The sequence below is a fragment of the Stenotrophomonas sp. MH181796 genome, from assembly GCF_009659995.1.
In the GTDB taxonomy this organism is placed as follows: Bacteria; Pseudomonadota; Gammaproteobacteria; order Xanthomonadales; family Xanthomonadaceae; genus Stenotrophomonas; species Stenotrophomonas riyadhensis.
Genome location: NZ_RAHU01000001.1, coordinates 644,480 through 655,711 on the forward strand (window position 1 = coordinate 644,480; position 11,232 = coordinate 655,711).

9 protein-coding genes are annotated in these 11,232 nt (G+C 64.0%); 5 read left to right on the plus strand and 4 right to left on the minus strand.

Translation table 11 applies throughout. From position 1 onward, the window contains the following. Window positions 1-83: 83 nt before the first annotated feature. From D5301_RS02990 to D5301_RS03000, 3 genes are all read left to right on the plus strand, one after another. Window positions 84-1,046: an OST-HTH/LOTUS domain-containing protein gene (locus D5301_RS02990; protein ID WP_228756298.1), complete on the plus strand. Its 963-nt coding sequence runs from the start codon at window positions 84-86 to the stop codon at window positions 1,044-1,046. Between the two features lie 476 nt (window positions 1,047-1,522). Continuing rightward, window positions 1,523-1,879, plus strand: coding sequence for a hypothetical protein (locus D5301_RS02995; protein ID WP_153854724.1), 357 nt, complete (start codon window positions 1,523-1,525; stop codon window positions 1,877-1,879). A gap of 48 nt (window positions 1,880-1,927) precedes the next feature. Next, entirely contained in the window at window positions 1,928-2,458 is a 531-nt protein-coding gene (locus tag D5301_RS03000) for a cold-shock protein (RefSeq protein ID WP_153854725.1), read from the plus strand. A gap of 772 nt (window positions 2,459-3,230) precedes the next feature. Here D5301_RS03000 and D5301_RS03005 read toward each other — a convergent pair. Next, window positions 3,231-4,265 (minus strand): RHS repeat-associated core domain-containing protein, encoded by a 1,035-nt coding sequence (locus D5301_RS03005; RefSeq protein WP_153854726.1) that lies wholly within the window; start codon window positions 4,263-4,265, stop codon window positions 3,231-3,233. Window positions 4,266-4,676: 411 nt separating this feature from the next. On the opposite strand from D5301_RS03005, the gene D5301_RS03010 reads away from it, so the two are divergent. Then, window positions 4,677-6,176, plus strand: a complete 1,500-nt coding sequence (locus D5301_RS03010; protein ID WP_110714008.1) for a YifB family Mg chelatase-like AAA ATPase — start codon at window positions 4,677-4,679, stop codon at window positions 6,174-6,176. Between the two features lie 167 nt (window positions 6,177-6,343). Here D5301_RS03010 and D5301_RS03015 read toward each other — a convergent pair whose 3' ends face one another. The 3 genes from D5301_RS03015 to yidA form a co-directional block, all read right to left on the minus strand. After that, window positions 6,344-6,730: a hypothetical protein gene (locus tag D5301_RS03015; protein WP_153854727.1), complete on the minus strand. Its 387-nt coding sequence runs from the start codon at window positions 6,728-6,730 to the stop codon at window positions 6,344-6,346. A 175-nt stretch (window positions 6,731-6,905) separates the two neighbouring features. Next, window positions 6,906-9,224 (minus strand): TonB-dependent receptor, encoded by a 2,319-nt coding sequence (locus D5301_RS03020; protein WP_153854728.1) that lies wholly within the window; start codon window positions 9,222-9,224, stop codon window positions 6,906-6,908. A gap of 334 nt (window positions 9,225-9,558) precedes the next feature. Further along, complete coding sequence (gene yidA, locus D5301_RS03025) at window positions 9,559-10,392, minus strand: sugar-phosphatase (RefSeq protein WP_049421122.1); 834 nt, start codon at window positions 10,390-10,392, stop codon at window positions 9,559-9,561. A 149-nt stretch (window positions 10,393-10,541) separates the two neighbouring features. Between yidA and D5301_RS03030 the strand changes: the two genes are divergently transcribed. Next, the gene (locus D5301_RS03030; protein ID WP_153854729.1) at window positions 10,542-11,204 is read left to right on the plus strand and encodes an exopolysaccharide biosynthesis protein; all 663 of its coding nucleotides are present in this window, start codon (window positions 10,542-10,544) and stop codon (window positions 11,202-11,204) included. The last annotated feature ends 28 nt before the right edge of the window (window positions 11,205-11,232 follow it).

Genomic DNA, 11,232 nt, shown 5'->3' on the forward strand with positions numbered 1-11,232 from the left:
GCGGGCAGGACAGCTCCGGGTGACTACAGCGGTAGTCAGATTCTGCGTGACGCCCTGCGGGGTCAATAGGCAGAAAGTCACTCATGCCCGCAAGCGATGCAGACAACAACCTCATCATTCTGGTCCAGCCTGAGCTTCCACCATATCTAGCTGTAAAGTCGACGCATCCCATGCTCAGGCTTGTCATGTCCGCCGTCGACCAGAATGACATTGTCGGTGCACAGCACGAAGTGCAACGGCTTCTTGGCCGTTGCATTCTGCGACTTCAGCAGTGCGAGCAACTGATGAAGTCCATGCTCGCCTTTCAGAAGTTGTTCGGTACGCCGGAAACACTCCCAATGGCCTTGAACAAGCGCAAAGCAGAGATCAGCGGCAAGACAATGGGGGTGCTGGTAGGTCACCTGACTGCCGAATGCGTGGTCAAAGAGGGCCGCGAAGCCCCAGGCGGCCCATCGGGTTACGACAGCAATTCAAGCTTCGTCGCTCTGCACATGGGGCTAGAGTTTCCAGAGCAATCCCATGCAACGCTGAAATCCGACCTGCGCGATCTGGTGAACCTCAGGAACGTGCTCGTTCACCACTTCATCGAGCAATACGATATCCAGACTGTCGAAGGATGCCTGGAGGCACAGGTTGCACTCAGCCGTTCTTACGCTCAGATCGACCGCCAATTTCAACGGCTGCGTGCACTTGCGGCAGATGTTGCGCGGGGAGCGAAAGCGTTTGCGGAGCTGGTTCAGTCACCCCAGTTCCATGAGTTTATGGTCAACGGCATCGCGCCTGATGGGCAGATCCATTGGCCGCTCACAGGTATTGTCAGTGCGCTGAGACAGGCCTTCCGAGAACGGGCGATCGACGGCTGGGTGAATCTGGACACAGCCGTTCGCTGGGTAGCAGAGCACCACCCGGAGCAAATCCCCAAGAAGTACGGCTGTGCCCGATGGCGGCACCTCATTCACGAATCTCGTCAGTTCGAACTGCGCCACTTCGCGCACCACGGCCAGCTCGGGGCTTGGTTCCGCGAGCGGCCAGATTCGCCTGGCTAGTCAGGCGCCGCTGTTGGTAGTAGCAGCAGTACGCTTTCGCCTACCAAGTGCTGTCGCATTTGCCGCTCCCTGCATCTCTTGCGGAAGGTTCTGACGACTCCGTTCCAGAAGTGCCGCACCGCCTAGCACGCCAAGGCTCTCGCGGCTTCCGGCGCTATGCGACAATGCCAAAAGCGTCTCGGGTTTTGGCGGCATTGACCCCATCCCCTTGGCATTCCCAACTACATCAGGCAACTCTGGTATCGCCACCGAAAACGGGTGGCCGGGCCTCGAAAACCCGTTTTGCTAGATGTAGTTTGCGCTTGCCAGCCGGCATCACCTCGCGTGATGCCGGCTGGCAATCCGTCTGCCGGCTATGGCGGGCGGGGCGTGGGGGTCTTGTACCCGCCGGCTTTGTCTAGCAACCGGTTTTCGAGCCACGCTCTGCCCGCCACCTTTATCGGTGGCGGCTTCCGCCTGCATGCACGGAGCCCGCCATGACTACACTGCACTCCCCTCCCCCGCGCCCGATCCAGGAAGCGCCGTCACCCGCGCCTGCGCTGGACCCCAACAGCCTCATCGCCATCCTGCACGCCATCGGTGCCGGTGCTGCGGCCGACGGCCAGCCCTGGCCCGAGCGCCACCTGTTGCGCAGCCGACAGATGGCGATGTCCGACGCCGACTGCGCGGCGACCGGCCAGCGCATCGTGCAGGAAATCCTGCTGGCAGCCGAACGCACCCGCCAGAACGGTGAGCCCGAGCAGTACGTGGGTGACCGGGTGATGGAGGGGCTGGTGATGGCCGATATGGCACTCACGGCCTTCATCCACGAGCGGATGCGTCCCAAGGACTGAGCGCCCGCGTGCGGTGCCTACCGTTCTGCCTGGGTGTGGGGGTGACGAATGAAGAAGCACGGTCTTGCTGCAGCGGCGGTATGCGCCGCGATCACGGTGGCGGTCTGGATGGGGTGGCCCGAGCCCGCGGGCGACCAGGTGTGGGCCTACCAGAAGCTGCGGCCGGCCGATTATCGGATGCTGCATAGCGAGGCGCTCGGTTTCGTGGCCGCGAAGACTGATGAGGGCTTTGAACTGTACGCGCGCCATGTCGGGGCGACGTCCTTCGAGATCCGGTGCAAGGGCGTTCTGGTGATGGACGTGGAAAACGCGCCCTCGCGCGTGCTGATCCGCATGCCTGCCGATGCCGTGTGGCGTGCGCCGGCTATCGAACGGCTGCGTATCAGCTTCGAGCGTTGGCTGGATCTGCACCAGAGCCAAGGAACGTTGCTGGTGGAAAGTGCGGGGCCTTCGTGGGTTGAGGCGCGGTTTGGGCGCTTCACTGCGTTGGTGCCTGATGAGCAGCGGTGTCTGCTTGGCGGCCCAGGCCGCCGCCAGGCCGATCCTAGCAACCATGTCCGCGCCGAAGTGCCTTCGTAGGCTGACGCTTGTAGTGGCGGTGCGCCTGCACCGCTAGGGGCCACCCGATGCTCGATCATCAGGGCGACGCTAACATCATGAATGGTCTGTATTGACGGAAACCGAGCCGTCCTCCCGCATGCGGACGTTTACATATACATCTGGCGGAGGTATCCGATCGATCGACGCCCCAGCAGGAAGAATGTCCCAGCTGGTGATCGAGCCGCAGACTGTTTTGTGAACCAATCTACGACTATCCAAGCCTCGCTTGGCAAGCTCGGCCACAACTACTTCAGGAGGCTTGCGGTCAAAGCCTCTGTAAGCAGTGCACGTCTCTCCCGTCTGGCCAAGGGGATACGTTGAACTCTCCACCTCGTCCCGGCAGCCCGGCAGACCCAAGACGAGCGAGAGGACCATCAGCACACGTAAACCGCGATGGATCTGTAGTGAACGCAGTTCTTCCACCAGCTGATGTGGAGATTGGCATGCTTTCACTTGCACACCGGTACCCGGCCCCGTAGAAAGCACGAGCCGCCCATCGGGCGACTTGTTCTTTGGTGCAAACGAAATCAAGGAAGGGTGCACGCCTATCGCCTTCGATGCGAATTTTCCCACCACTGCTTCAGCGCAAGAAACAGATGAAGGAATAGAAAAATCACCGCGAAGTAGCCCCAGATACGCAATCCCGTATGCAGAGCGTTGGGGTAATGGCGGTATGTGAGAACTGCGAAGTACGAAAGGCCAAAGAGCGCAGCGAGAAGCTGAGTCCCTATGAAGCCTTTCAACAAGGGACTCATTTCTTCTTCTCCAGATCCTTCTGTACGACAGTTGCCCCTGCTCCCGCCAGGCCTTGGCCCGCTTGGGACGCCGCGCCCTGGAGTGCCGATTGCCTGGGAATCGCAGTTCCAGTTGACGCAGTGGCACTTGCCATGTTCGGCCCACCTGGGCCGCGGGATTGACTCAGCCGTTGGAGTGATCCCCGTGCAGCTGGGCCAGCGAAATCACCCATGGCAACGCCAACCCCGGAGGCTGCCAATCCCCCTGCTGCACTGCCAATCGCATTTGAAGCGACGCCCTCCGCCGTGATGGGCTGCCCTTTGATTGCGCTCTCTGCGGCGGAACCGGCACCGCCCGCCACCGCATTGACCACGGTCTGTATAGCAACTGCACGCCCTACCGAAATTGTGCCGGAACCGACTGCCGCAACGGCAACTCCACCAGCGCCTCCGGAGACAGAGCCAACCGCAGCAGCAATGCCAACCTCCACTTTGTCGATAGGCTTGTCCGGATTCATGGCTTTCTGGACCGCGATGTCTGCCAGACCACCCAGGACGGCACCGTAGATGAAGGGCATTACCGGGACTCTTCCGTCCGGATCGGTGAAGGAATACGGATTGCCGTAAGCGTAGCTGTATCGATTGAAGTGTTTCAGGCTTGAATGCGTAGAGATGGGATCTACCGAGAGGAAGAGTCCCAACTGGGGATCGTAGTAGCGCTGCTGCATGTAGCTCAGCCCAGTGGCAGCGTCGCTCACGTGCCCCGTATATCGAGGTCCATCCGTAACCTGCCCGTCGACAGCGCCCCCATAGGGTTCGTAGTCATAGCGCTTGACCACGTTGCCATTGGCATCGGTCTCGGCAACCACCGAACCAAGCGCATCGGTATGAATGTAGGTGATCGTCTCGGCGCCTGCCGATGGCGCTTGCGCCAAGCTCATCAGTGGTGTGCAACAGACCCAGGCATACCTGAGGCCCCGTTTGGGAAAGCGCTTCACCAAGCCCCAAAGATCGAGGGAAACACGACGATCGGCCCCCTCAAACTTCTCCATCCTTCCAATCCCCTTGAAAGAGCCTTCCAGCAAGGCCCCGTCTTCATATCACAGTCCCCGATGACGGGGAAGTCGCACTGCAAACCAGTGCGTGCTGACGTGAATCAAGCGGTGGCTGTTGCCACGCCGTTCTTTCAGAAGCATCCGCAGAGGTGGCATTGGGATGCCCCAAGTGGGATTGGGGTAGCGTTTGGAAATGTGTGGCCATATGAAGCAGACGCCCTCCAGTTCGAGTAGCACGGCCAATTGGAGACCATCCTTCACTTGATCGCAGAGGCTCGCTTCCACAAAGGAAGAAGACCCGCTCCAACCGTCCGTCGGAATCCCCCTAACCACTTCGCCAGCAATTCCCGATAGTTCGCCGCACCTCATTTGCCACATCATCAGACGTCCCTCTGCAGGAAACCACACATGAGCCTGGCGCTGGTCCACAGCCGTGCCCGCGCCGGGGTCGATGCCCCGCTGGTGCGGGTGGAAGTGCACCTCTCTGGCGGCCTGCCCGCCACCCAGATTGTCGGCCTGGCCGAGACCAGCGTGCGCGAATCACGCGAGCGCGTGCGCGCCGCCCTGCTCTGTGCACGCTTCGACTTCCCGCAGCGGCGCATCACCCTGAACCTCGCGCCCGCCGACCTGCCCAAGGAGGGCGGGCGCTACGACCTGGCCATCGCGCTGGGCATTCTGGCGGCCAGCGGCCAGGTCGATCCGCAGTCGCTGCTTCAGTACGAATTCCTGGGCGAGTTGGGCCTGACCGGTGAACTGCGGCCGGTGGCTGGCGCTCTGCCGGCGGCGATTGCGGCGGCTGACGCCGGGCGCATCCTGGTGGTGCCGCCGGGCAATGCCGCCGAGGCTGCGCTGGCCGAGCATGCCGATGTGCGGGTAGCGCGTACGTTGCTGGAGTGCTGCGCTGGGTTGGGGAACCCACGCCTGCTGCCGCCCGTGGAGCGTGTGGACACGACGCCGTTGCCGCTGCCGGATCTGGCCGACGTGCGCGGGCAGGCGCATGCGCGGCGTGCATTGGAGGTCGCCGCTGCGGGTGGGCACCATCTATTGCTGATCGGTAGCCCTGGCTGCGGCAAGACGCTGTTGGCTTCGCGCCTGCCCAGCCTGCTGCCGGACACGGAGGAAGCCGAGGCGCTGCAGCTGGCTGCGATTGCCTCGGTGAGTGGTGAAGGGCTGGACCCACGGCGCTGGCGGCAACGGCCTTTCCGATCCCCACATCACAGTGCCAGTGCGGCGGCGCTGGTGGGCGGCGGAAATCCGCCTTGCCCCGGCGAAATCTCGCTGGCCCATCACGGCGTGCTGTTCCTGGACGAGCTTCCGGAGTGGAATCGAAGTGCGTTGGAAACCCTGCGCGAGCCGCTGGAATCTGGCCACATCCGCATCGCCCGCGCGGCGCGGAGCGTGCAGTATCCCGCGCGGTTCCAACTGGTAGCAGCGATGAACCCTTGCCCGTGTGGCTGGGCTGGTGACCGCAGCAACCGCTGCCTGTGCAGCGATGAGCGCATCAACCGCTACCGTGCGCGCGTCTCCGGCCCATTGCTGGACCGTATCGACCTGCACATCAGCGTGGCGCGCATGGACGCGGTGGAGCTACGGGAAAGCACGCCGCTGGGTGAGCCCAGTGCTGCGGTACGTGCACGGGTGGAAGCCGCCCATGCCCGGCAGCAGGCGCGTGGCGGGCTGAATGCCCATCTGCCACCGGCGGCGCTGCGGGCCTGCACGAAACTGAGCGAGGCCGATCAGGATCTGCTGGAGCAGGCGATTGAACGTCTGCAGCTTTCTGCGCGGGCGATGCACCGGATTCTGCGGGTGGCGCGCACGATTGCAGATCTGGCAGGTTGCGAGGTGATCCAGACGGCGCATCTGGCTGAAGCGATCGGGTACCGGCAGTTGGACAGGGGAAAGCCCTAGGAGCACCGTTCGGAGTGGTCGTTGGTTGAGTCACCGTTGGTCGACTCGCGCGCGAAGAGCAGTCGACTAGCAGTCGACTCTACCAACAGCGGGTCATGGCGACGGATGGTGCAATGGTGCCAGAGCGGGTCATGGCAGCTCGGCACGCCGAGAGCAGCCCCCGCGCATCACGCTGCGGAGTCCACCCGCCCACGCTTCGCCAGCAACGCCACCCGACGGCTGACCAGCGCGTGCAGCTCCGCCAGCTCCGACGCCCGGTCAGCCGTCATGTTCCCGCCAAACAGCACCCGCGACAACGCCGCCTCGTCGTTGTCGTCCGGGTGCTGCCACCGGTCCCGGTACACCTTCTGGCACACCAGCCAGGCCAGCCGCAGCCCCCCACCGGGCAACGGACGGACCACACGCTCGTAGACGTGCCAGAACTGGTACTCGGCCTGCAGGTCGATCACAGGCGCCACGGACAGCGCCTGCCGGGGCCGTCCATGACTCCGTATGCCGAACAACGGTGATCGGGGGTTGTCCTGAGCCATGCCGACAGCATGACCCAGCAACATTGTGGGAACCTTGCGTCGCTGCCAGAAAACCCCTGTTGATTGCGCAAGGCGGGTTTCTGGAGGGGCTTGGGGTCAGAGCCCTTTGCGGTGCAAAGGGATCTGACCCCGGTCATGGGTGGCTTCGGGGTCGGATCCCTTTGCACCGCAAAGGGCTCTGACCCCGTTCCTCGTCGCCTCAGAACGCCATCGACGTACTGAACATCAGCTGCCGGGGCGCGCTGCGCTGCAGGGTCTGGTAATCCCCCGAGAACGACGAGCCGGCGATGGTGGCGGTGCCGATGTTGTGGCGGTTGAACAGGTTGCTCACGTCCAGCCGCAGCTCCAGGCCCGGTACGGCGCTGTCCACGCCAAAGCGGTAGGCGGCATAGGTGTTGACCTGCCAGAAGGTCGGCACGCGGATGTCGTTCTCGTAGGTGAAGGGCTGGCGCAGGTAGGAGGTGCTGGTGGCACCGAAGCGCCAGTCACCGAAATGCGCCGACAGGTCGCTGACCAGCGAGATCTGCGGATAGCCCGGTTGGGCGTTGCCCTTGATCGGGTACACCGTGTCGCCCACCACGAAATCGCTGTCGTAGTACGAACGGGCCACGGCCACGCCCTGGTAGAACTGCAGGTGGTCGGTCAGGTCGGCGGTGATGCCGAGGTCAGCACCGATCACGTGCATCTTCGGCATCAATCGCACGGTGTTGATCTGCGCGAACTGGGTACCGATGGCGGCCGACAGCAGACGGTTGCGGATGTCGTTGTAGAACACGTCGCCGGTGATCGTCAGCCGGTCGAAGCGATGCGATGCGCCGACGGTCAGGTTCCAGTTCTTCTCCGGGCGCAGCGTGCCGGCCACGCGGTCGAACTCCTCCTGGTCGGTGATGGTCCACGCCGAGGCGGTGTAGCCGATGTTGCCGCGCTGGGCCACGCGGTAGCCGTTCATGGTGTTGGCCAGGTCGATGAAGGCATCGGTGGATTCGGTCGGGCTCCAGAACAGCGAGACGTGCGGCAGGAAGTTGCTTTTCGCGCGCAGCGTTCCGTTCACCGGCCGGTCCTTGGCGTCACCGAGGCCGCCGCCGCTGGTGCGGAAGTCCACGGCCTTGAAGCCGACACCCAGCTTCAGCGTGTCGTTCAGCACGATGTCGTCCTGCAGGTAGAACTGGCGCGAGCGGGTCACCCAGCTCGAGGCGTTGTCGGTCTTGAACGCGGGGCCATACACATCGAACGGACCGGTGGCCTTCAGCGGCGGGCCCTCGCCCAGCAGCGGCTGCTGGTACCACTCGGTCTTGGCCGCGGCCTTGCTCTTCTCCTGCCAGAAGCCGGCGGTGAAGGTGTGCGCGCCGGCCTCGAACTGCAGGTTGAACATGCCACCCAGCCGATTCACGCGCGGCGTCTGCACCTGTTCGGAGAATGGCGCGCCGTTGGGCGACGGCACGGTCGGGTCGGTGAGCGTGGCCTGGGTGTGGCTGTTGGCGTTGTACAGCTGCACGTTGCCGCTCAGCGCCGGGGTGATCTGGAAACGGTGGTTGATCGACGACACGCGATCGCGGGTGATCTGGCCGGTGTCGTACGGGATCAGTTCGGACAGCTCACCGCAGGTGTAGGCGCCGCAGGATTTGTCCGCATTCTCCGGCGAGGCCACGTACCAGGCCCACGCATAATCGGGATAGAAGATGTCGGCCTTCCAGCCCAGCTTGCGGATCATGTCGAAGGAGATGTTGTTGTAGCCCCAGACCTTGGCCTTGCTGTCGGACAGGAACACGGTGAAGTCACCCCAGGCGACATCCTGCTGCAGCTTCAGGTCGCCGCGCAGGAAGTTCTGGGTGCCCTCGCCCTGGTACTTGTCGGCAGACACACGCTGCAGGTCGACCAGCACCTTCGGGCCGTGCTCACCGAGCTGGCCGCTCTGCCCGGATACGGTGGTGACCAGCGTGTTGTTGCTGCCCACGCCCTGTTTCACGCGCAGGCTGGGTGTGTCCTGCAGCTCGCGCAGGCGGTATTCCAGGCTGCCGCCGTTGACGCTGCTGGAGAACACGCTGACCGGTGCGCCACCGGGGCTGACCGTGATCGCGCCGATGCCATCGGGCACGCCCACGTTCACCACGCTGGTGCCGGTGAGCGAGAGGAAGCCGTTGTCGTTCAGCGGCACGCCCTCGAAGGTGATGCCCATTTCGTTCATGCGGAAGCCGCGCACGAACAGGCTCGTGGCCGAGATATCCAGGCCCAGCCCGTCGGTGGCGGTGTAGCTGGCGCCCGGTACCTGCTTCAGCATGGCCAGACCATTGTTGCCGGTGACCATCGCGTCGAGGTCTTCAGCCTTGATGATGTAGCGGTTGGGGCCGACCACCTGGGTAGGCGCAACGGCCGCGCCGCGCGGCGTGGCGATGACCTGCAGGGCGTTCAAGGTGGTGGGGGTGTCATGCGTGGCATCGTGCGTTTCTGCAGCATATGCAGGTGCAGCGATGGCCGCGATGATGGCCAGGGCGAGGCGCGTCGTGGGTGGGGTGTTCATGGGCAGATCCAGGTGCAGGGAGAGAGCGGCGCAGGCGCACACCCAGCGCGTTGCAGCACCGGTGTCGGCGCCCTGGCTGGCGATGCGATTGCTTTTGGGGAGTGACGGCGCGGGGCGCGCCGGTCAGCAGACGAAGGCGATCATCTGCCGTGGGATTTGGTGGGGTGATTTCGACGTGCGAAATTCTTGCATCGCACTGCCGCATTCGCCATTGCACCGTGGTACAGCGCGAATGGCGATGGGGATGGGTGGGCTATACGTGGGTATAGCCTGGCGCTTGCCGTCTGCGTGCGCCAACCGAGGTTGGCACCTACCAGGGCATAGGGACGCGCGGTTACTGCAGGACGAAACGCTCAATGGCGCGCGCCACGCCTTCGTCTGCATTGCTGGTGGTCTCGAATCGCGCCACCGCCTTCGCCGCGTCGATGGCATTGCCCATCGCCACGCTGGTACCGGCGTACTGCAGCATGGTCAGGTCGTTCTCCTGGTCACCGATGGCCATCACGTTGGCGCGGTCGATGCCCAGGTGCTCGGCCAGCTTCTGCAGGCTCGGCCCCTTGCCGGCGCGGTGGTCGAATACTTCCAGGAAGAACGGCGCGCTCTTCAGCACCGCGAAGCGCTCGGTCAGTTCGCTGGGCAGGCGCGCGATGGCGGCATCCAGCACGTCGGGTTCGTCGATCATCATCAGCTTGATGAACGACATGGACGGGTCCATGTCGGCCACGCGGCGATAGGACAGCGGCATCCGCGAGAGATGCGAGTCGGCCACGGTGTAGTAGCTGATGTCCTGGTTGGGCGTATACATGCGCCGACTGTCCAGCGCCTGGAAGTGCACGCCCAGGTCGCGGGCCACCTGCTCGCAGAACAGGAAGTCGTCGAAGCTGAGCGGATACTCGACCACGGTTTCGCGTGTGCCGATGCGCTGCACCAGGCCGCCATTGCAGGCGATGCAGTAGTCGTCGTCGCCGGTGATGCCCAGCTCGTGCAGGAACGGTGCCAGGCCGGGAACCGGGCGGCCACTGGTCAGCACGATGTGCACGCCCAGCGCGCGCGCCTGCGCGATCGCCTGCTTGGCCCGCGCGGTGAGCGTGTGGGTGGGATCCAGCAGGGTGCCATCCATGTCGATGGCGACCAGTTCGATGGTCGATTGCCTGCGGCCCATGTCCATTGCGTTCAACTCGTGCGGGGCACGCCAGTTTAACCCCTCATGCCCGGTTCACCTCTTTGCCCACGTTGGCCGGGATACTGCGGGAGCCTGTGCGTCCCCCACCGCAGGACGGCCCATTGACCGCCCTTCCCTGGAGAACCTTGCGACGCATGACCTACCGTGCCCCCGAAACCAATGACAGCGCGCCCCTGGCCCAGCAGATCGAGCAGATGATCGACGAGCTGCCCGGCGACCAGGTGAGCGTCGGCACCCTGCTCAGCGCGCTGGGCGATGAAGGCCTGCTGCTGATCGTGATCCTGCTCTCGGCCATCTTCATCATTCCGGTGTCGATTCCCGGGCTGAGTACGGTGTTTGGTGCCTCGATCCTGCTGATCGGCCTGAGCCGCGTACGCAACCGCCCGCTGTGGGTGCCGCAGAAGCTGGCGCGCCGCGAGATCGCCACCGACAAGTTGAAGGCCAACCTGGGCCGTGCGCTGAAGTGGGTGCACCGCATGGAGCGGCTGTCGCGGCCGATGCGGCTGGCGGTGATGGTGCGCTCGAAGAAGATGATGCGCCTGAACAACCTGATGCTGGTGTTCGCGACCCTGCTGCTGATGGCGCCCGCCGGGCCGATTCCGTTCAGCAATACCTTGCCGGCGCTGGCGCTGATGTCGTTTGCGATTGGCTTCATCCAGCGCGATGGTGCGGCGGTGGCGGCGGGTTACAGCTTCGTGGTGGCCACGGTGGTGTATTTCGGCGTGCTGCTGGGGGGCGTGGGGTTCGCTGCCGAATCGGTGTTCAGCGGGCTGCGCGCGGCGCCGTCGGAAGTGTAGAGCCGGGCCCAGGCTCGGCTGCTTATGG

Excerpts from the sequence above, each read along its gene's own strand:
- D5301_RS03005 (WP_153854726.1), bottom strand. The coding sequence starts at position 4,265 with ATGGAGAAGTTTGAGGGGGCCGATCGTCGTGTTTCCCTCGATCTTTGG.
- D5301_RS02995 (WP_153854724.1), top strand. The coding sequence starts at position 1,523 with ATGACTACACTGCACTCCCCTCCCCCGCGCCCGATCCAGGAAGCGCCG.
- D5301_RS03030 (WP_153854729.1), top strand. The coding sequence starts at position 10,542 with ATGACCTACCGTGCCCCCGAAACCAATGACAGCGCGCCCCTGGCCCAG.
- D5301_RS03015 (WP_153854727.1), bottom strand. The coding sequence starts at position 6,730 with ATGTTGCTGGGTCATGCTGTCGGCATGGCTCAGGACAACCCCCGATCA.
- D5301_RS03020 (WP_153854728.1), bottom strand. The coding sequence starts at position 9,224 with ATGAACACCCCACCCACGACGCGCCTCGCCCTGGCCATCATCGCGGCC.
- D5301_RS03010 (WP_110714008.1), top strand. The coding sequence starts at position 4,677 with ATGAGCCTGGCGCTGGTCCACAGCCGTGCCCGCGCCGGGGTCGATGCC.
- yidA (WP_049421122.1), bottom strand. The coding sequence starts at position 10,392 with ATGGACATGGGCCGCAGGCAATCGACCATCGAACTGGTCGCCATCGAC.
- D5301_RS02990 (WP_228756298.1), top strand. The coding sequence starts at position 84 with ATGCCCGCAAGCGATGCAGACAACAACCTCATCATTCTGGTCCAGCCT.
- D5301_RS03000 (WP_153854725.1), top strand. The coding sequence starts at position 1,928 with ATGAAGAAGCACGGTCTTGCTGCAGCGGCGGTATGCGCCGCGATCACG.